20 protein-coding genes are annotated in these 18,510 nt (G+C 72.6%); 6 read left to right on the plus strand and 14 right to left on the minus strand.

Going from position 1 to position 18,510, the window contains the following annotated elements; all coding sequences use genetic code 11:
- Positions 1 to 222: 222 nt before the first annotated feature.
- Positions 223 to 861, minus strand: coding sequence for an SMI1/KNR4 family protein (locus tag ACF1ED_RS15745; RefSeq protein WP_391760610.1), 639 nt, complete (start codon positions 859 to 861; stop codon positions 223 to 225).
- A gap of 203 nt (positions 862 to 1,064) precedes the next feature.
- Positions 1,065 to 1,649 (minus strand): TetR/AcrR family transcriptional regulator, encoded by a 585-nt coding sequence (locus tag ACF1ED_RS15750; RefSeq protein WP_391760612.1) that lies wholly within the window; start codon positions 1,647 to 1,649, stop codon positions 1,065 to 1,067.
- A 119-nt stretch (positions 1,650 to 1,768) separates the two neighbouring features.
- Between ACF1ED_RS15750 and ACF1ED_RS15755 the strand changes: the two genes are divergently transcribed.
- Entirely contained in the window at positions 1,769 to 2,638 is an 870-nt protein-coding gene (locus tag ACF1ED_RS15755; protein WP_391760614.1) for an alpha/beta fold hydrolase, read from the plus strand.
- A gap of 947 nt (positions 2,639 to 3,585) precedes the next feature.
- Complete coding sequence (locus ACF1ED_RS15760) at positions 3,586 to 3,792, plus strand: hypothetical protein (protein WP_391760616.1); 207 nt, start codon at positions 3,586 to 3,588, stop codon at positions 3,790 to 3,792.
- 205 nt (positions 3,793 to 3,997) lie between these two features.
- Here ACF1ED_RS15760 and ACF1ED_RS15765 read toward each other — a convergent pair whose 3' ends face one another.
- Positions 3,998 to 4,183 (minus strand): hypothetical protein, encoded by a 186-nt coding sequence (locus tag ACF1ED_RS15765; RefSeq protein WP_391760618.1) that lies wholly within the window; start codon positions 4,181 to 4,183, stop codon positions 3,998 to 4,000.
- Positions 4,176 to 4,427 (minus strand): hypothetical protein, encoded by a 252-nt coding sequence (locus ACF1ED_RS15770; protein WP_391760620.1) that lies wholly within the window; start codon positions 4,425 to 4,427, stop codon positions 4,176 to 4,178. The genes ACF1ED_RS15765 and ACF1ED_RS15770 overlap by 8 nt, the downstream gene beginning before the upstream one ends.
- A 734-nt stretch (positions 4,428 to 5,161) precedes the next feature.
- On the opposite strand from ACF1ED_RS15770, the gene ACF1ED_RS15775 reads away from it, so the two are divergent.
- From ACF1ED_RS15775 to ACF1ED_RS15790, 4 genes are all read left to right on the plus strand, one after another.
- Positions 5,162 to 5,695, plus strand: a complete 534-nt coding sequence (locus tag ACF1ED_RS15775) for an NUDIX domain-containing protein (RefSeq protein WP_391760622.1) — start codon at positions 5,162 to 5,164, stop codon at positions 5,693 to 5,695.
- An 827-nt stretch (positions 5,696 to 6,522) separates the two neighbouring features.
- On the plus strand, positions 6,523 to 7,356 hold the full coding sequence (locus ACF1ED_RS15780) for a hypothetical protein (RefSeq protein WP_391760623.1): 834 nt from the start codon (positions 6,523 to 6,525) through the stop codon (positions 7,354 to 7,356).
- A complete protein-coding gene (locus tag ACF1ED_RS15785; RefSeq protein WP_391760625.1) occupies positions 7,353 to 8,078 on the plus strand; it encodes a dienelactone hydrolase family protein in 726 nt (241 codons plus the stop codon). The genes ACF1ED_RS15780 and ACF1ED_RS15785 overlap by 4 nt, the downstream gene beginning before the upstream one ends.
- Positions 8,079 to 8,337: 259 nt before the next feature.
- Positions 8,338 to 8,484 (plus strand): hypothetical protein, encoded by a 147-nt coding sequence (locus ACF1ED_RS15790; RefSeq protein ID WP_391760627.1) that lies wholly within the window; start codon positions 8,338 to 8,340, stop codon positions 8,482 to 8,484.
- Between the two features lie 698 nt (positions 8,485 to 9,182).
- On the opposite strand, the gene ACF1ED_RS15795 is transcribed toward ACF1ED_RS15790, so the two are convergent.
- The 10 genes from ACF1ED_RS15795 to ACF1ED_RS15840 all read right to left on the minus strand — a co-directional run bounded on the left by ACF1ED_RS15795 (position 9,183) and on the right by ACF1ED_RS15840 (position 18,481).
- Entirely contained in the window at positions 9,183 to 9,551 is a 369-nt protein-coding gene (locus ACF1ED_RS15795; protein WP_391760629.1) for a PRC-barrel domain containing protein, read from the minus strand.
- A gap of 111 nt (positions 9,552 to 9,662) precedes the next feature.
- Entirely contained in the window at positions 9,663 to 11,774 is a 2,112-nt protein-coding gene (locus ACF1ED_RS15800; RefSeq protein ID WP_391760631.1) for a xanthine dehydrogenase family protein molybdopterin-binding subunit, read from the minus strand.
- An 11-nt stretch (positions 11,775 to 11,785) separates the two neighbouring features.
- On the minus strand, positions 11,786 to 12,769 hold the full coding sequence (locus ACF1ED_RS15805) for an FAD binding domain-containing protein (RefSeq protein WP_391760633.1): 984 nt from the start codon (positions 12,767 to 12,769) through the stop codon (positions 11,786 to 11,788).
- On the minus strand, positions 12,766 to 13,287 hold the full coding sequence (locus ACF1ED_RS15810) for a 2Fe-2S iron-sulfur cluster-binding protein (RefSeq protein ID WP_391760746.1): 522 nt from the start codon (positions 13,285 to 13,287) through the stop codon (positions 12,766 to 12,768). The genes ACF1ED_RS15805 and ACF1ED_RS15810 overlap by 4 nt, the downstream gene beginning before the upstream one ends.
- Positions 13,288 to 13,559: 272 nt before the next feature.
- Positions 13,560 to 14,156 (minus strand): hypothetical protein, encoded by a 597-nt coding sequence (locus ACF1ED_RS15815; RefSeq protein ID WP_391760635.1) that lies wholly within the window; start codon positions 14,154 to 14,156, stop codon positions 13,560 to 13,562.
- Positions 14,153 to 14,548, minus strand: coding sequence for a hypothetical protein (locus ACF1ED_RS15820; protein ID WP_391760637.1), 396 nt, complete (start codon positions 14,546 to 14,548; stop codon positions 14,153 to 14,155). Before ACF1ED_RS15820 ends, ACF1ED_RS15815 begins: the two co-directional genes overlap by 4 nt.
- Before the next feature lie 102 nt (positions 14,549 to 14,650).
- Positions 14,651 to 15,487 (minus strand): ABC transporter permease, encoded by an 837-nt coding sequence (locus tag ACF1ED_RS15825; RefSeq protein ID WP_391760639.1) that lies wholly within the window; start codon positions 15,485 to 15,487, stop codon positions 14,651 to 14,653.
- Between the two features lie 5 nt (positions 15,488 to 15,492).
- On the minus strand, positions 15,493 to 16,362 hold the full coding sequence (locus tag ACF1ED_RS15830; protein WP_391760641.1) for an ABC transporter permease: 870 nt from the start codon (positions 16,360 to 16,362) through the stop codon (positions 15,493 to 15,495).
- The gene (locus ACF1ED_RS15835; protein ID WP_391760643.1) at positions 16,359 to 17,420 is read right to left on the minus strand and encodes an ATP-binding cassette domain-containing protein; all 1,062 of its coding nucleotides are present in this window, start codon (positions 17,418 to 17,420) and stop codon (positions 16,359 to 16,361) included. The genes ACF1ED_RS15830 and ACF1ED_RS15835 overlap by 4 nt, the downstream gene beginning before the upstream one ends.
- Entirely contained in the window at positions 17,417 to 18,481 is a 1,065-nt protein-coding gene (locus ACF1ED_RS15840; protein WP_391760645.1) for a hypothetical protein, read from the minus strand. The genes ACF1ED_RS15835 and ACF1ED_RS15840 overlap by 4 nt, the downstream gene beginning before the upstream one ends.
- Between the last annotated feature and the right edge of the window lie 29 nt (positions 18,482 to 18,510).

Consider the following 18,510-nt stretch of genomic DNA (forward strand, 5'->3'; position numbering starts at 1 on the left):
CCGCGGAAAAGGGTTCGATCACCCTGGCCTCGAACGAGACCTTCAGTGAAGGGGGGCGGGCGCGTTCGGCGGCGATGTCCTCGCCACGGCAGCCCTCGACAGCCTCCCGCACCACTGTGACGTCGTCTCGGTCGACGGTCCGGTCTGCCGGCTGGAGAACCGGCTCGCCTCGCCGCCGTCGAACGAGGCACGAGCGCCGCTTGATCGGCCACGACGCGGACGTCAGACCGCTGCCCACGGCTCGGCACGCCAGCCGGTCAGTTCCTTGTCCAGCCATTCCTCGACGGTCCGCCGCCAGGGATCGGCGGGATCGCTCTCGTTGGCGTCGGCCCAGGTGTCGGCCGCCAGGTCCGGGTCGACGACGAGCATGTCGAGGTAGCCGTCGAAGTCGTCAGCGACTGGGGTGAAGACCCCCGTCGACAAGTATCCGGGGTGGGGGATGCCATGGACGAAGGCGTGGAGTTGTCCATGGGTGGCCGGGTTCAGGTCCAGGAACAGAGTGTCGCTGCCGCCGTTGCGGGCGATCGGGAGGAGGCCGGCCGGCGAGACGCCGTCGGCGAGCTGCCCGTCACGGCTTCGGCGGTATTCGCCGAGCAAGGTGCCCCAGCCGTATTCGCCGTCGTCGTCAGGGCCGAGCCGATAGAGGTCGTCGAAACTCTGGAACGGCTCCGGTTCACAAGCCGGCAGGCGGACGGAGTACGGGAAGCCCGCCCCGCCCGCCGCCTCCAGGAACGAACGGTAGGAGGCCGGCAGGGGCAGTCCGGCCTCCCGTTCGAGACGTTCGAGCTCACTGGTCTCGAACGGGCTGAACGGCCCCACGACCAGGCGGCCTCGGTACCAGCGCGACAACTCCTCGGACACGACCGGATCGTCGCACCCCGCGGCGACCCGGGACCCTCCAGGCCCTCCATGCTGCTGAACGTCGGGCCGAGCACGCTCATCCGTGCGGGTCGTGGACTCCCTCGCCCGTGGCAATCCGCTCACCCTCTTGCTCCTCGCCCTGGGCGGCTACCCGCTCGGGTCACCGCTGATGACACCGTCGGCACCCTCTGAGCGGGTGGCCGTCACCCTTTGTAGGAGTTGATGAGCCGGGCCAGGTGTTCGCCCGCGACCGTCAGCGGCGTCTCGCTCTTGGAAACCTGCGCGGTGAGCTCGGCGCCTTCGAGGGTGCTGATGACGGTGATGGCCAGGTCGTGCGCGTCGTTCTGCGGGAAGCTGGCTTCGCGAAGCGTGGTCGCCACCAGGTCCCGCCAGTGCTGGAAGGCTTGGGCGACGGCCTGCTCGATATCGGGGACCCGGCCGGTGGTTTCCAGCGCGGTCGCGCTGATCGGGCAGCCGTCCGTCCAGCCGGATTCGCGCAGGTGGCGGGCGAGCTCGCGGGCGCAGGCGGCGATGGCCTTCGCGGGGTCGGCCTCTGTGGACAGGGACGCCGACAGCAGGTCGGCGAACTCCTGGTCGGCGTGCTGGACCGCGGCCACGCCCACCGCCTGCTTGCCGCCGGGGAAGAAGTGGTAGACCGAGCCGAGTGTGGCCTTGGCCTCCTGGGCGACCTGCTTGATGCCGGTCCCCTCGTACCCCTGCCGCTGCATCAGCAGCGAGGCCGCGCGGACGATGCGCTCCCGGGTGCCCGCCTGTGGTGTGTTCGCCATACGGCAGACCTTACTGGATAGACCGTTCGTTCTAGCTTGTCGACCAGGCGGGCACCGTGCTAGCTTCCGACTAGTTAGAACGTTCTTTTTAGAGCCTCCCCAGTGGCAAGGAGTGGAAAATGGAACACAAGCGGATCACCGTCAACGGCCTGGACCTGGCCTACGTCGAAGCGGGAGAAGGGCCGCTCGCGCTGATGCTGCACGGCTTCGACACGCCTCACCTGTACCGGTACCTCCTGCCCGCGCTGGCCGAGGCGGGGTACCACGCCGTGGTCCCCACCATGCGGGGGTTCGCCCCGTCCCAGGTGCCGCCGGACGGCAGCATGCGCCTCCCCGACCTGATCGCCGACGCCAACGGCCTGCACGAGGCGCTCGGCGGCGGCTCCGACGCGGTCCTGATCGGACACGACTGGGGCGGCTTCACTGCCTGGGGCGCCGCCGCGGCCGCACCCGAGCGGTGGGCCAAGGTGGTCGTCAACGACGTCCCGCCGCTGCAGTTCTACGACCGCAACGGCGAGGATCCCGACAGGATCGAGCGTTACGTCCACTTCTACTTCTTCCAGATGGCCATGGCCGACCGCATCGTCGCGGCCAATGACCTCGCCTACCTCGACTGGCTCTGGAACCACTGGACGGGGGTCGTCCCCGGCTACGACTCCACCGAGGACCGCAAGGCGATGAAGGAGGGACTCAACACGCCGGAGAGGCTCCACCTCGGCCTGGAGCTCTACCGGCAGAACTTCCCGGCCGCGACCTTCGGCACCCCGCAGTGGGAGATGGCCCGGGTGCTGGACAAGCTGCCTTCCCAGCCCACCCTGTACCTCCACGGAACCGAGGACCCCGTGGTCGACGAAGCGACGCTCGCCGACGTCATCGCCATGCTGCCGCCGGGATCGGACGGCGCGATGATCGAAGGCGCCGGCCACTTCCTCCTCTCCGAGAAGCCGGAAGAGGTCAACCGGCGCGTCCTCGCCTTCCTCGCCCGCTGATCGCCCCCGCGCGTCGCAGGCCGACCCTCAACCGATGGCCGGCCTGCGACGCACCCCCGGTCGAGTCCCGCACAGAACGCGGGCCTTCACCCCGGCGTGAGACCAAGCGCCGGCTCCCTCCCCGGTGGATGCGGGGGCCACAGCGCACGCGGTACGCGATCTGCTGGAGCGGGGGAGCGGGGGAGCGGGGGAGCGGGGGAGCGGGCAGGCGGGCCGGTCATGACGATCGTGCCGAAGGCGTACGACTGCCTGGGCGTGCCGGTCGCCGGCCTCAACCGCCGAAACCGAGCCCAGCGCAACACACAAGGGACGCGACCCGCTGACAACGGTGCCACCGCCAGGCACGTCTGCTGCTGCCCCCGCACGCGGGGAAGCGCCCAGTACTCACCAGGCGGCGGCGGAGGCCGACACTCCTGCTCCTCGCTTGCACGGGCACGGACCCGCCGAACCGTCCGGCATGGCTGCTCCTTGCCTGCCAGGCGATCCTGTAGGCCCTTCGGCGTGGCGTCGGACTGCGCGCCACCCGGCGCCCCGGCCCTCGCAGGGGGTGGTGATCGTGGGGGAGGCGCTGTCATGCGGTTCGAGCGGGAAGGGCGCAATCTGATGGCATGAGTGGAAACGGGCCGGCGGGTCCGCCTCCGGGGCCGCAGCGGCAGTCCTTTCCCGCGCAGGTGGCCCCGGGGCCGCGCAGGAAGGTTCTCACCCACGGTGCGGCGGCACTGGGCGGACTGCTGGTCGGCGTACTCATCGGCATCGTGGGATCGGGCGGAGGCTCCGCGGATCCTCCTGCCGCGGCCCAGCCCACGACCACCATGCCCCAGGCCCCTGAGAACACCGCCACGCCTCAGGCTTCTGAGAGTGCCGAGGTTTCACAGCCCGCCGCCAGCAGCCCGCCGAAGGCGAGCACCGGACCCGCCACGGAGGTCCCCGGAGACGGTGTCTTCCTCGTGGGTGAGGACGTCCAGCCCGGCACGTACCGCAGCGACGGCAAGGACACCGCCCTCTGCTACTGGGCGCGGCTGAGCGACACCACCGGCGAGTTCGAGGACATCATCGCCAGCGGGAACGCCGAAGGGCAGGCCATCATCAAGATCGACAAGGGCGACAAGGCGTTTCAGACCTCCGACTGCAAGCCCTGGAGGAAGATCGGGTGACCGGCGGGGGAGGGCTCGCGGAGAAGCTCAGGCCGGTTTCCGCGTGGACAGCGAGCCGGCGCCGAAGGCTCCGGCGCAGCCAGGGCGTCCCGTGAAGCTGTACGCCCCACACGCAGGGCGGTGAGGGGCTTGTGCCCGGATTCGGGAGCCTAGATTCCCCGCATACGGTCCGCCTTCATGGAGGCGGGGGCGGCGATCGTCCGCGTCACCTGGCCCGGCCCGTTGCTCCGGGGGCCATCTTCAGCCGGTACAGCGCCTCGCGGAGCCTCGCGGGCAGGGTCAGGCCGTGGCTGAAGGAGCGCACGGCCTCCAGGAGCTCGACGACGGTCCTGCGGTTCGGTGACCGGGGCCGGTGGTCGGGGCCGGTGGCCGGCGGCCGTGACTCAATCAAGTCCCCTGCTCAGGGATTTGTTGTTCCCGTCGATGCCGGCAGCTGAGGTCATCCGTGCCGAGAGGCCGCGCTCGGCGGTCGCCGCACCGGGATCGGCACTCGCGGGCCGCTCCGGCGAAGGGATGGCCCGGTCGCCGGGCATCCGCGAAAGCTGCAGCACGCTGCTGCGAAGCGTGATGGAACTGTCCGGCGATCCCATCCGCGTCCCGCCGGCGATCGGCGGCGACGACTTCGCCCTGCGCAAGGGCCACGTCTACGGCACTGTGATCACCGAACAGTCATCCACCGGGACCTCGACCTGCTCCCGGACCGCGACGCCGCCACCCGCACCCCCTGGCTGGCCGCCGACCCCGCAGACCGAGATGATCCGAGGGGACCGCGCCGACGCCTGCGCGGAGGCCGCCGATACCGCAGCCCCCGGGCCCGGCAAGCGACTGATGGTTCTCACCTGGGGCAGAACCACAGCCGCGCCGTCGAGCGCACCGTCATGGACCACCGCCCGTGCCCGAACAGCCTCCTCAAGATCGAGCCGGAACCCGAACCACGGTGGGAGACGCCGCTGACCACCGACAGCGGTACTGGAACGGAGGTGGCGGACGGAGAGCCGACCGGCCCCAGCGCTGGGGGAGGCCGGCTGCAGGACCACCGGGCGCGCCCTCCTCTCAGAGATCACCGAACGCGGCTACCGGGGCGGCCACACGAGGGTCGCCCAGTGGAAGCGCCAGAGCCTCCCGGCAGCGGACAGCGTGCCGCCACCGCCACCGCCACCTCCGCCCGCCGTCCGGAAGTCACCGGCCGACTGCCCCGCCCCCCGCCACCCCACCGGGCTCACCGAGGCATGCCCTCGGGCCCGCCCGGGACCACACCTTCACCGTGGTCCTGAACAACGATTACGACGCTGTCCAAGCCGAACCGGCCACCCATCAGAGGTCCGGCTCGGGGACGGGGCGTGTCAGCCGGGCTTCGTATCTTGCTCCCATGACTCGAAACGAGATCGGACAGAGGGTCTTCGAAGCGGCGATGGCAGACGCGAGATCGGCAGTTGTGGAGCTCGACGGGGCCTCCCGATGGCTGGCAACTGCCGGGGCCGAGCTGACGGGTCCGCTCGCGGCCGAGGTATGGGTGTTCGACGAGGCATTCTCCCGGGTCTTGCTGGTGGAGCACCGTTGGCGGGGCCTGGTCCCGCCCGGTGGGCGGGTGGAACCGGGCGAGACTCCCCGGGACGCCGCCGACCGCGAGCTTTTCGAAGAAACCGGCCTTCGCACGGAACTGCTCCAGGAGCCTGCTCTGGCGACCGTCCGTTCCTACCGGCCGGGCGCTCCGGTGACCTTCGGGCTGTCGTACGCCGCGATCGTCGATGCGGGAGTGCCGCTCGTGGCAGAGGAGGGGCAGCCGTTGACGTGGATGAGCCTGGACGAGGAGTGGGACAGCTGCTTCCCCGGCGACCCGGCCCGGATGCGCCGGCATGCGGCATGGATCGCATCGCACCCCTCCGGGCCGTACGGAGCATGACCGGGTCACGGAACCGGACCGGACCCGTGAGGTAGGGCCAGGGCTTCGGCGTGAACGGGAACCGGGAGTCTTCGGTGAGTTCGGAAGCCGGTGGATGCGACGGCGTGGAACCTGTCGCTTTCGGGGCGATCGCGATGGATGGCCCTGGTCGGCCGTCACGCTGTGCCTGTTGATCGCGGTCCAGGTCAGGAAGCCGCTGGTGCACAGGCCACGGTCTGGGAGCACGTGTCCAAGCGGCGGCCACAGATCCGCCCAGAAGCTCTGGAGGGACGCCGGCACCCGACGGGATTCCGCTACGACACCCTGAAGCCGACGGTCAAGCAGGTGCTGCTCGGTAACTCCCGGCTGGAATCGGCCAGGGGGCGTCGTTCAAGTCCTGTTAGTAGTCTCGGCGTTCTGCTGCGCTCCGGGTGAAGGCGGCGCCCATGGGAAGGGCGGGGCGGAGCACGAGGGCGGTCGGTTCTGCCGCCAGCACTTGGTTCCGCCGCTTGAGGTGGACTCCTTGACGGAGCTGTACGAACGCCTTGCCGCGATCGACGTCGCCGGGGACGCCCGGCACATCCACGGCCGGCCCACCTCGATCGGGTTCGGCTTCGAGGCCGAGCGGGACCGGTTGCGGTCGCTGCCGGCAGACGGCTACGGCTGCGGGATCGACCTGACGCCGACGGTCGCGCGGAACTCCCGGGCCGGGGTGAGGCACTGGCCACGGCGATGGAAGGCACCACCGCGGACGACGCCGAGCCGCTGGCCGACACCGACAAGGAGCCCGAAGGCTTCGTGCCGTCGCCTGGCGCGCACAAGCCACCTACAAGTAATTCCTGCTGGACGTGCTCCAGACCGAGCAGGCCGAGCAGACAGACCAGGGCCTTCGCCCCCGCCGGCAGCGGCTGGCCCGTTTCCTCAGGCCCGAGCGGCTGGAGGACTTCGACTTCCCGAAGAACCCGAACGCCCCACCTGAGGCCGTTGCCGGCCTGGGTCCGTGGGAGCCGACCGCTGGTGCTGATCGGCGATCCGGAACCGGCAACTCCCACCCGCTGATTGGCACCGGCACCGGCACCGCGATCGCCGAGACCGGTCTGTCGGTCTGCTCCACCACGACCGCGCCTCTGGTGAACGAACTCGCCAGAGCCGTCGTCGAGCGGCTGCCGGCGGGCGAGGAGTCCGAGGCGCATGGCAGGTACGGCGCTGACGCGAAGGGTGTGCCCGGTGCCGCGTACGAGGCGGAACATCTCGGAGATGTCCGTGGTGTCACCCGGCCGCGCGTAGTCGGGGAGCGCACGGAACTTCGGCCGCTGGAGCGGGTGGGGGCGATGGGAGGTTCCCGGGTTCTCCCCGAAGACGACCGGGTCCCCGATCCCGGCCTCGTGAAGGACGAGGCTCTGGCGGATGGTCGACTGCTGGTCAACGGAGACCCGTTTGTCGACCAGGTTCGCCACGTGAGACCCCTTCCGTGCGGAGGACCGGGCCTATCTGTCGCCGAACCCTGCCGGCACTCGCCATCTGGTCTGATCTGGCTGGATTCGCTTCGTTCGGTGAACTCCCGGACTGCTCGGGTTCGTTGGACGACGTGTCCGGGTGATGCAGGCGGAGTAGGTTGCTGTCTGCCATCGGTGAACACCGCCCCGAGCGGACGCAACGGTCATTACCCTCCGGTCACATGACGACGGTCACCACTCGCACGGTCGAATACCCCGCCGACAACCTGACGATGATCGGACACCTCGCGCTCCCGGCCGGTGCCGAGCCTCGGCCCGCGGTACTGATCGGACCCGAGGGGGTGGGGCTCAGTGACGTCGAGCGCCGCCGGGCCGAGGCCCTGGCCGAGCTGGGGTACGTGGCGCTGGCTTTCGACCTCCACGGTGGACGCTATTTGGGAGACCCGGAGGAAATGCTGGCCCGCTGCATGCCGTTGCTCGCCGACCCCGACCGGATGCGAGGAATCGGTCACGCCGCGCTCGACGTGTTGCGTGCCGAACCGCGGGCAGATCCCGACCGGATCGCCGCCGTCGGCTACGGCACCGGGGGCGCAGTCGCACTGGAACTCGGTCGTGATGGCGTCGATCTGCGCGCGATCGGGACGGTCAACGCACTGACCACGGGCCGGCCGGGCGAGGCGGCACGCATTCGCTGCCCGGTGTGGGCCGGGGTCGGGTCGGAAGACCCGATCATGCCGCCCGCCCAACGGGACGCGTTCACCGCGGAGATGGAGGCCGCGGGCGTCGACTGGCGCCTCGTGGTCTACGGCGGGGCCCTGCACGCCTTCCACCACCCACCGGTCGACCACACCGTGCGTCCTGGTGTCGGCTACCACCCACGGCACGCGCAGCGAGCCTGGCGTGACATCGTCGCTCTGCTCGCCGAGTGCCTGCCCGTCACGGATTGATCCGTTCGGCTCCTGATACCTGCTCCTGCCCGCCGCCGTCGCCGCCGTCGTCTTCGTCCAGCTCCGGTGAGGCCACTTCGGGTCCTCGTACTCGTGGCACTCGTAGCCGGCCCTGCCACCCGCCCGGCGATCCTTCCGCGAACCCGCCGCCCATTGGGGACCGTCGTACGCGGCACCCCCGGGCAGGCACACCGGCAGGACGGGAACCGGATCGGTCTTCATCGAGTCATGAAGAGCACGGCGCGAGGAAGGGAACACGATGACCGATGAGCCGACGTGGGGGGAGCTCCTCCTGGGCTGCGTTCTCATGATGGGCGTCCCCCTGGTCATCATCGGAGGGATGATCTACTTCCTCGTGGGCCTGACGCTGTGGGCGACAGCACCCGAGCGTCGGTGGAGACGCTGATACGACGGCGCCGACCACGGGCGGGCCCCGCCTCCCGTCACGCGGAATCGTCCACGAGAACGCACTCTCAGTTCATGGACAGCCAGGACGAACCGCCTCCCGCGGCGCCTGTCCCGAGGAAACCGGTGCGCGGACGCTGGTCACCAGCACCGCCTCCTCCTATGGGTCTTCCTCGCGGTCCAGGTGCTCTTCCTGCGCAGGGTGATCGTCGGGGTCGGCTCCGGGTCCGGTACTTCCGATGGAAGCCGCTGGAAGCGCTCTGTTGCTCTGATGCAGGGCGGGACCCATGGTCAGGAAGGCTGCTCCTTGTACGCGCTGGGATGGCCCTCCGGCCGTCTGCGTGCCGGCCGCCGCTGGCTGCTTCCCGCCTCCGCGGTGGCGGGTGGAGACGGCCGTCAGCGGTTGGCCCTGGCGCGGGTACGGGCGTCGTGCTGCGCGGTCTGGAACTCGCGTTCGGCCTGACGCGGTAGTGATGACCTTCAGCGGCATGCCGCGTCCGTCGCGGATCACGTGGTGCTTGCTGCCGGTCTTCCGCAGGTCTACCGGCGGCGGCCCGGTCTCGGCTCCCCTCCTTCGCGCGGACGCGCGAGCCGCCGACGCAGGTTCTGGACGGACCAGTCCTGATCGTCCACGATGCCGCCTTCCGCCGGCCGAGGCGGGCGAGCGCTCACGCCGCGGACGGTGACGCGCCACGGAGTTCAGGAGGTGCCGGACCGCCTGGTGCGGGCTGCCTCGACGAAGTACGCCACCACGTCGTCCCGATACTGCGGGTCGGCCCGGTCGGTCTCCGTGAGGTGCTGCGGGGCGTCCTCGACCTGTTCCCGCGAGAGGGCCAGGCGGATCGTCCGCTCCTCAGGCTCGCAGCGGACGACCGCGCTCGCGGGGATCAGCAGTTTTCCGAAGATCCACGCCCCCGCGTCCAGGACCAGGTGGGCGTCCCCCGTCTCTTCGGAGTGCTCGGCCACCCGGCCCACGAATCCGTCGGTGGCCATCACGCTCCAGCCGGCCAGGTCCATGCCCGACCGGTGTCCGCAGGTCGGGCTGTAGTTCCACAGGTCGTCCGTCATGGGACGCTCCTTCGTTCTCGGGCCCGGAAGGCGGGCGCGCGGTCCGTTCCCGCCCGGGCGGTCGACTGTCCGCGTGCCCGCTTCCCCGGAGCCGACACCCTTGGCCGCCGGTCAGTCCGGCAGGTGCGGAAGGAGGCGGTCCGGGGTGAGGGGGAGGTCCCGCAGGCGGACGCCGGCCGCGTGGTGCACGGCGTTGGCGAGGGCGGCGGCGGTGCCGACGATGCCGATCTCCCCGATGCCCTTGCTGCCCATGGGGTTGAGGTGGGGGTCCTCCTCGTCCAGCCAGTGCGCTTCCAGGGACGGTACGTCGGCGCTGACCGGCACGTGGTAGGAAGCGAGGTCCCGCTCCACGAAGCCGCCGAACTCCCGGTCGAGCGTGCTGCCTTCGGTGAGCGCCATGCCGATGCCCATGGTCATGCCGCCGATGAACTGGGAGCGGGCGGTGCGGGGGTTGAGGATCCGGCCGGCCGCGAAGACGCCGAGCAGCCTGCTCACCCGTACCTCCCCGGTCACCGTGTCCACCTCGACCTCGGCGAAGTGCGCGCCGAACGCGTGCCGGGCGTAGGGAGACTCCTTCTTCGCCTCCTCCGAAGTGTCGCCCCGCGCGGTGACGCCCTCGGGCGGCGGCGGGCCGGTGAGGGCGCCCAGTCGTTCGACGAGGGCGGTGCAGGCGCGGTGCACGGCCCAGCCCCACGAGGAGGTGCCCGAGGAGCCGCCGGCGAGCGGCGCGTCGGGCAGGGCGCTGCTGCCGAGCTCCACGCGGACCGCGTCCAGGGGTGCGTGGAGGGCGTCGGCGGCGATCTGCGCGAGGACGGTGCGCGCCCCGGTGCCGATGTCGGTGGCGTTGAGGCGGATGACGTAGGTGCCGTCCGGTGCGGCGTGCGCGGTGGCCGTCGAGGGGCTGAGGAGGTAGGGGTAGGTGGCGGCGGCCACTCCGGTGCCGGTGAGCCGGCCGCCGGAGCGCCGCACGCCCGGTCGCGGGTCGCGGTCCTCCCAGCCGAAGCGCCGGGCCCCCTCCCGGAGGCAGGCGGCGAGGTTCCTGCTGCTGAACGGCCGGCCGCTGTCGGGTTCGGTCTCGGGTTCGTTGCGCAGGCGGAGTTCGACGGGGTCGAGACCGGTGGCGACGGCGAGTTCGTCCATGGCGGATTCGAGGGCGTACATGCCGGAGGCCTCGCCCGGGGCGCGCATCCACGAGGGGGTGGGGACGTCCAGGGCGACCACCCGGTGGCTGGTGCGGCTGTGCGGCGAGGTGTACATGGTCCGGGCGGGCACGGCGGCCTGCTCGACGAACTCCTTGACCGTGGAGGTCTGGGTGGTGACCTCGTGGGCGAGGGCCTGGATGACGCCGTGCGCGTCGGCGCCGATGCGGACGCGCTGGACGGTGGGGGCGCGGTGGCCGACGACGGCGGCGAGGTGCGGGCGGGGCAGGGCGAGCTTGACGGGCCGGCCGGTGTGCAGGGCGGCCATGGCGGCGAGGACGACCTGGGGACGGGGGGTGCCCTTGGATCCGAAGCCGCCGCCGACGTGGACGGAGTCGACGGTGATCCGCCGCTCGGACAGGTCGAACAGCCGGGCGAGGACGCCGCGTACGGTCGTGGAGCCCTGGCTGGAGTCGTGGACGGTCAGGTCGCCGTCGGTCCACCAGGCCGTGGAGGCGTGCGGTTCCATGGGGTGGTTGTGCAGGGCGGTCATGGTGTACGTCGCGTCGACGCGGACCGCGGAGGTGGCGAAGGCGGCGTCGAAGTCGCCCCGTTCGCGTACGGCGGGGTGGCCGCCGTTGGCCTCTTCCGGCGTGTAGAGGCGGGGATGGTCCTCGGCAGGTCCGGCGTCGTGCTCCTCGGGCGCGTAGTCGACGCGGAGGTCGTCGGCGGCGGCGCGGGCGTCCTCCGGGGTGTCGGCGACGACGAGGGCGACGTACCAGCCCCGGTGCGGGACGAGGCCGTCCTGGAGCAGGGACAGCGTCGGGTCGTCGGCGTCTTTGAGGCGGGGCGCGTTCTCGTGGCTGAGGACGGCGTGGACGCCGGGCCTGGCCAGGATCTCACCGGCGTGGACGGCGGTGACCCGGCCCCGGGCGACGGTCGCGGGCACGGGCGCGGCGTGGAGGCAGCCCGGCGGGGTGTGCTCGGCGGCGTAGCGGGCCTGTCCGGTCACCTTCTGCCGGGCTTCGCGGCGTACGGCGTCGGTGCCGGCGGCCGGTCCGGGGGGTGTCGACGGAGGACACATGGGGTGGCTCCTCAGCTGGAGGCGGTGAGGTCGGTGAGCACGCGGACGGCGAGGCGGCGGGCGAGCGGCACCTTGAAGCCGTTGTCGCGCAGCGGCTCGGCGGCCGCCAGTTCGGCGTCGGCGGCGCGGGCGAACGTCTCCTCCACGGCGGGCGCGCCACGCAGGACCTCCTCCGCCGCGCGGGCGCGCCACGGCCGGTGGGCGAGGCCCCCGAAGGCGAGGGCGGCCTCCTCCACCCTGCCGTCCCTGACGGTGAGGACGGCCGCCACGGAGACGAGCGCGAAGGCGTACGACGCGCGGTCGCGGGCCTTGCGGTAGGCGCTGCGGGCACCGGTGGGCGGCGGGAGGAGCACGTCGGTGATGAGCTCTCCGGCGCGGATGACGGTGTCCTGCTCGGGCCGGTCGCCGGGCAGGCGGTGGAAGTCGGTGAGGGGGACGACCCGTTCGCCGTCGGGGCCGCGCAGGCGCACGCGGGCGTCGAGGGCGGCGAGGGCGACCGCCATGTCCGAAGGGTGGGTCGCGACGCACAGAGCCGAGTGGCCGAGCACGGCGAGATCGCGGTGGACGCCGTCGCGGGCGGGGCAGCCGGTGCCGGGTTCCCGCTTGTTGCAGGGCTTGGAGACGTCCTGGAAGTACGGGCAGCGGGTGCGCTGGAGGAGGTTGCCGCCGGTGGTGGCGGCGTTGCGGAGCTGCGGGGACGCGCCGGCGAGGAGCGCCTGCGACAGCACGGGGTAGCGGGCGCGCACGAGCGGATGGGCGGCCAGGTCGCTGTTGCGGACGGTGGCGCCGATGCCGAGGCCGCCGTCGGGCGTCTCGGCGACGGTGTCCAGCGGCAGCCGGCGGATGTCCACGAGGAGCGACGGGGTCGCGACGCCGAGCTTCATCAGGTCGACGAGATTGGTGCCGCCCGCCAGGTAGTGGGCGCCGGGGCGGCCGGCGTGGGCGTCGAGGGCCTGCTCGGTGCGCTCGGCGCGGACGTGGTCGAAGGGCTTCACCGGGCGGCCTCCTCGTGGACGTCGGCGACGGCGTCGACGATGTGGGGGTAGGCGCCGCAGCGGCAGATGTTGCCGCTCATCCGCTCGCGGATCTCCTCGCGGGTCAGTGCCACCGGACCGGTGCCGTCCGGAGCGCGCGGGGGCGTCACGTACGAGGGGTGGCCGGCGGCCGCCTCGTCGAGGAGGGCGACGGCGGAGCAGATCTGGCCGGGGGTGCAGTAGCCGCACTGGAGGGCGTCGCGGGCGACGAACGCCTCCTGGAGCGGATGGAGCCGGCCGTCGTCGGCGAGGCCCTCGACGGTGGTGACGGGCTCGTCGCAGGCGACCGCGAGGAGCAGGCAGCTGTTGACGCGCCGCCCGCCGACGAGCACCGTGCAGGCGCCGCACTGCCCGTGGTCGCAGCCCTTCTTGGCGCCGGTGAGATCCAGGTGCTCCCGCAGGGCGTCCAGGAGGGTGGTGCGGTTGTCCAGCCGGAGGGGGTGGACGGTCCCGTTGACCTGGAGCGCGACGGTCGACATGGGCCCCGCCGGCCCGTTCCGCCCGTCGTCGCGCTCGGACGGGCTCGCGCCGGTCGTTCCGTCACGGTCCACGGTGTTCGCTCCTCCGTCGGTGGGCGGCCCGGCCGACGCGCCCTCTCCTGGTTGCCTTCCCCACCGGGCGGGGCGCCTGACCGGACGTCAGCCGGACGGGGGACGGCCGTCCGGCCCCTGGGCCCCGCGCGTGAGAAGGGGGGCGGTGGCCGCCGGCAGGCCCGTGACCTCGCCGCAGGCGGCCCCCTTCCCGGAATCCGTCAGAACAGCGTCCTGAAGCGGGTGGCGTCGGTGCGCAGCGGCAGGGTGTACGCCGGTGCGAAGGGGCGGCTCGTGCTGTCGGCACTGCTGTAGTGCGCGGAGCCGGTGGGGCCGAAGGCGTGGACGCCCACCGCGCTGCCGCCGTAGGAGCTCGGCCCGGCGGAGATAATGGGGGTGTACTTCTGCCAGCCGCCACCGGCCTTCGTGCGGGGCAGCAGCTTCTGCTTCTCACCCTGGTGCGGCCACAGGACCCCGTCGCGGTCGAGGCCCACGATCTCGTCCCCCGCGCCGCCGGCCGCGTTCCCGGGGGAGGCCATCAGGGTGTACGTGTTCCCTCCGGTGCCGGTGGTGTCCGGGCCGAGCTCGCGGACGACGGGCCGGCAGGCCTCCTCGCCGCACCCGGTGCCCCGCATGAAGATCAACTGGTTCACCTCGTAGACGGAGAGCCGGCCCTCGCCGTCGCGGACGAGCACGTCCGGGCCGCCGTCGACCAGGACGAGCCGGTAGCCGGAGCCCTCGGGCGAGGTCCGTACGGCGACCGTGCCGGCCGTGGGCCCGTAGAAGGTCCGCGGGGCCCCGGCGGGCAGCCCGGTCACCTCGCGGTCGACGAGGTCGGCCCCGGGGCGCGGCTCACGAGGTGGAGCTTCTTGGCCGTCGGGGTTACCGGGAGCTCGCTGGTCGCGCCGTCGGCGTACCGCGTCCAGACCGTCTTGTCGCCCCGCGGGGCGAGGAAGCCGGTGACACCGGCGCTCGTGACGCTCGAACCCTGGGGGAAGGGGTACCTCTCGCTCCCGGCCACCGCATGGGCGGTCGCGACGGGCCCGGGGGCCGCCATGGCGGCGGGGACGGACAGGGCTCCGCCGCCGCGGGTGACGGTGGCGACGGCCGCCGCGGTGCGGCGGCGGCGCGTGACGCGTACGGGAAGTAGGACCCCTCCTGGTGCGTACGGGCAGGTCCGCACGGTCGTGCGGACCTGCCCGTGTGACACGCGATCAGCCGAAAGGCGGTGAGGCATCGGCCCCGCCCCGGCCCCGCTTTGCCCCGCCCACGCCCCCGCCCCGCCCCGGACCCAAGCCCCGCGGCAGCGGCGTCACCCGTTCCGCGAGTACCACGCCAGACACCGCCGCCACACCGCGAGGCCGGACAGGACGGCCAGCAGGGCGACCAGGGGCGACAGGTGGACCAGGACGGGGGAGAAGGGCACCGCATCGGCGTGGCCGGTCAGCCAGGCCGCCGGGTAGTAGCCCGCGAACGCGATCGGGACGCCGAAGGTGAAGGCACCCTGGAGGAACACCGGGAACACGCTCAGCGGGTAGTTGCCGAAGTTGCCCGCCGTGTTGTCGAGCCAGAAGAACAAGGACTCGCTGCCCCGGAACCGCAGCACCAGACCGGCGATGTGCAGATTGAGCCCCAGCTCGATCACGGTGGCGGCGGCGACCGCGACCACCAGGAAGACCAGCGCGGCCGGTGTCCAGGTGATGTCCAGCAGCGACAGGCACACGGTGAGCGAGGCCCCGGCCACCACCAGGTCGCCCAGGGCGTTGATCGGTGCCTCGTACGTGAACACCTGGAGCAGCACGGGTGCCGGACGGGTGCGGAAGGCCTCGAAGCGGCCCTCCCGCAGCAGGTGCGGGATCAGCCCGAGGTTGCCGAAGAACAGCATGTACAGCCCGTGCCCGAGCATCCGGATGCTGCTGATCAGCAGGATCTCCCCGAGACCCCAGCCGCCGAGCGAGGGGAACCGGCTGAAGATGACCGTCGCGAAGAGCAGCACCGTGATCTGGTAGGTCACGCCGTTGGCGACGGCCATCGCGAAGTCCGCCCGGTTGGCGAGCTGACTGCGCAGACCCGCCCGCATGATCACGGCGGCCAGCCGCAGCCTGCCCACGCGACGGGCGGGCGTGGCGGGGACGGGAGTCGTCGTCATCCGCCTCACCCTCCCAGCACGAGCAGACGCCGGGCCGCGCGCCGCCACATCACGCGGCTCAGCAGGGCCAGGACGACGCACCACAGGGCCTGCTCGGCGACGTAGGGCCAGGACTCCGCGGCGGGGACGCGCCCGGTGTACAGCGAGACCGGCACGTTGACGGTCGCGGCGAACGGCAGGTGGACGGCGACGGCCCGCAGCCACTCCGGGAAGAACCACAGCGGGACCAGCCCGCCGGACAGCAGCAGCTGCGCGAAGGCCGCCAGCCGGTTCACCCCGAAGGAGGTGATGGTCCAGAAGCTGGTCAGGTCCACGAGCAGGCCGATCTGGTAGAAGACGACCTGACCGAGGGCGTAGGCCAGCACGATCACCGCCGCCGCGGCGGGCGACGGCGGCAGCGCGACCAGTCCGCAGGCCACGCCCACCGCCAGGCCGACCAGCAGCCAGGCGGTGGCGTACAGGCTCTCGCCCAGGCCGCGCCAGGCGCAGTAGCGGCGGGCGGAGAGCGGGCGGACGAACCAGAACACCACCGAGCCGTCACGGATCTTGCTCTGCGCCGTCTCCTGGGACGCCCCCTCCATGATGACCCGGCCGGTCCCCATGAGGGTGGCGAGCACCGAGTAGGTGATGGCCTGGGAGACGTCGAGGCCGCCGACCGTCCCGCCGCTCCCGCCGTACAGGGCCCGCCACAGCAGCACGTACAGGAAGACCTGGGTGACGATGACGAAGGCCGTGGCGGCGATGCGCGGCCGGTAGGCCCACTCGGTGCGCGGCACCAGGGTCACGAGGCGGTGGGCGCGGGGCGACGGCCAGGACGCCGCGCCGGGCGGATCGGCCGGCCGTGGAGCGGGGCCGGGCCCGCTGACGAGGCTCACGCACCCGCCTCCGTCGCCCCGGCCTCCGTCACCAGGAGCCCCGTCGCCCCGGTCCCTCCCGCCTCCGGCCGCCCCGGCCGCGTGCGCTGGTGCAGGGCGCGCAGGACGTCCTCGGCCGTCGCCCCCTCGTAGCGCACCGAGCGGACCGGGTGCGCGCCGAGCAGTTCGGCGGTGGCCTCCGCCCGGTCCACTCCCGGGTGGGGCCTGATCCGGGCGGTCGCCCCCTTGACCTCCAGGACCGTGGCACGGACCAGGTCCAGCGGCGGTGGCGGCGTCTCGAACTCGACGAGGAACGACTGCTCGGCGCCGGCGGCGACGGCCAGCCGGTCGCGCTGCCCGTCGTGCTCGACCCGCCCGCGGTCGATGACGACGATGCGGCGGCACAGCGCCTCGACCTCCGCCATGTCGTGGGTCGTCAGCACCACCGAGTGGTCGCCGGTGGCGGCCAGCCGCGACAGCAGCTCGCGCACCTGGTCCTTGACCATGACGTCCAGGCCGATGGTGGGTTCGTCGAGGAAGAGGACCCGGGGCCGGTGCAGCAGGGCGGCGGCCAGATCGCACCGCACCCGCTGCCCCAGGGACAGGAAGCGCACGGGGGTGTCCCAGAACGCGGAGAGGGTGAGCACGTCGTCGAGTTCGGCCAGCGTCTTCCGCCAGACCCCGTCGGGCAGTCCGTACACGTCGCGCAGGATGGAGAAGGAGTCGCGCGCGGGCAGGTCCCACCACATCTGCGTGCGCTGCCCGAAGGTGACGCCCATGTTGCGGGCGTTTCCCTCCCGGTCGGCGTACGGGTCGAGCCCGCACACCCGGACCGTGCCGGCGTCCGGCAGCAGCAGGCCCGTCATCAGCTTGATCAGGGTGGACTTGCCGGCCCCGTTCTGGCCGAGCAGGCCGACGAACTCGCCCCGGGCGATCCGCAGGTCGACGGCGTCCAGCGCGACCGAGCGCTCCGTCCGCCGCCGGAAGGGGCGGCGGACGCTCCAGGACCCGGCGGCACCCCAGGTGCGGAACGTCTTGGTGACGCCGGCCACCTCGATCACCGGCTCGGCACCGCTCACGAAGCGCTCCCGGCCACCGTGACGTCCTGGGCGCCCCGCAGCACCGCGGCCTCCACCAGCGGGTACAGCAGCTCGCCCACGGCCGTCAGCCAGCGGACCGGGACGACCCGGCGCAGCGCGCCCGGGGCCAGCGTGGCCAGGGCCGTGCGGGCGGCGGGCCGCGACGGGTCGGGGAACGCGCCGTCGGGCGCGCCGAGCTCCCGGGTCACCACACCGAGGGCGTAGGCGGTGGTCCACACCTCGGCGAGCAGGACGTCGCTGACCCGGTCGTGCACGAACGCGCGGTGCGGGAGGGCCTCCAGCGCCTGCCGCAGCGCTTCCACGACCCGCTCCCGCCCGATGCCCCGCTCCGCCAGGACTTCCTCCGCCGGCACCCGGCGCCAGCCGTGGGCGGCGGCCGGATCGCGCAGGTAGACCACGGCGAGCTGTTCCCACCAGCAGAAGTACGGCACGGCGGTCATCGCGGGAAGGACGGAGCCGTCCGGGTCGGCGGCCGCGGACAGGCAGGCGGCGCTGCGCGGGCCCATGACGTCGTTGCCCACGAGGCTGGGCGGATTGGCGTGGTCGACCGGTCCGGCCACGGGGACGAGCTTGTCCACGTCGCGCAGGTGGTCGAGCAGGGTGACGTCGTCGGTGGCCTCGGGCGTGGCCTTCGCGGCCGCGTACTCCTCGAAGCCGAGGGCGAGCGGGGCGGGCAGCACCAGGGCCACCGACGGCAGGTAGTCGTCCACCACGGGCGCCCACGCGTGCCCGAGGAGCGCGGCGGCGCGGACCGCGTTCGCGGTGCGCGAGCCCCACTCCGTGAACAGGCTCAGGGACGCCTCCGGGCGCGCCGCGGCCAGCGCGGCGACCGTGTCCGCGAACCCGGGGACCGGCAGGGCGTCGTCCTGGACGACCAGGTGGTGCGTGGCACCCGGCGCCACCGCCTGCCAGGCGCGGCGCGCGGTGCGCAGCGCCGACGGCGGCCCCCCGGGCTCCGGGTCGGTCACGATCCGGGCGGCCAGCGCGGGATGCGCCTCGGCCAGGGCCCGTGCCTCGGCCAGGCGCCGGGGGTGAGCCATGATCACGGTGGACAGGAGCGGGTCTGAGA

Source organism: Streptomyces sp. NPDC014656 (assembly GCF_043084305.1).
In the GTDB taxonomy this organism is placed as follows: Bacteria; Actinomycetota; Actinomycetes; order Streptomycetales; family Streptomycetaceae; genus Streptomyces.

Excerpts from the sequence above, each read along its gene's own strand:
- ACF1ED_RS15840 (WP_391760645.1), bottom strand. The coding sequence starts at position 18,481 with ATGGCTCACCCCCGGCGCCTGGCCGAGGCACGGGCCCTGGCCGAGGCG.
- ACF1ED_RS15750 (WP_391760612.1), bottom strand. The coding sequence starts at position 1,649 with ATGGCGAACACACCACAGGCGGGCACCCGGGAGCGCATCGTCCGCGCG.
- ACF1ED_RS15800 (WP_391760631.1), bottom strand. The coding sequence starts at position 11,774 with ATGTGTCCTCCGTCGACACCCCCCGGACCGGCCGCCGGCACCGACGCC.
- ACF1ED_RS15810 (WP_391760746.1), bottom strand. The coding sequence starts at position 13,287 with ATGTCGACCGTCGCGCTCCAGGTCAACGGGACCGTCCACCCCCTCCGG.
- ACF1ED_RS15785 (WP_391760625.1), top strand. The coding sequence starts at position 7,353 with ATGACGACGGTCACCACTCGCACGGTCGAATACCCCGCCGACAACCTG.
- ACF1ED_RS15755 (WP_391760614.1), top strand. The coding sequence starts at position 1,769 with ATGGAACACAAGCGGATCACCGTCAACGGCCTGGACCTGGCCTACGTC.
- ACF1ED_RS15775 (WP_391760622.1), top strand. The coding sequence starts at position 5,162 with ATGACTCGAAACGAGATCGGACAGAGGGTCTTCGAAGCGGCGATGGCA.
- ACF1ED_RS15825 (WP_391760639.1), bottom strand. The coding sequence starts at position 15,487 with ATGACGACGACTCCCGTCCCCGCCACGCCCGCCCGTCGCGTGGGCAGG.
- ACF1ED_RS15790 (WP_391760627.1), top strand. The coding sequence starts at position 8,338 with ATGACCGATGAGCCGACGTGGGGGGAGCTCCTCCTGGGCTGCGTTCTC.
- ACF1ED_RS15795 (WP_391760629.1), bottom strand. The coding sequence starts at position 9,551 with ATGACGGACGACCTGTGGAACTACAGCCCGACCTGCGGACACCGGTCG.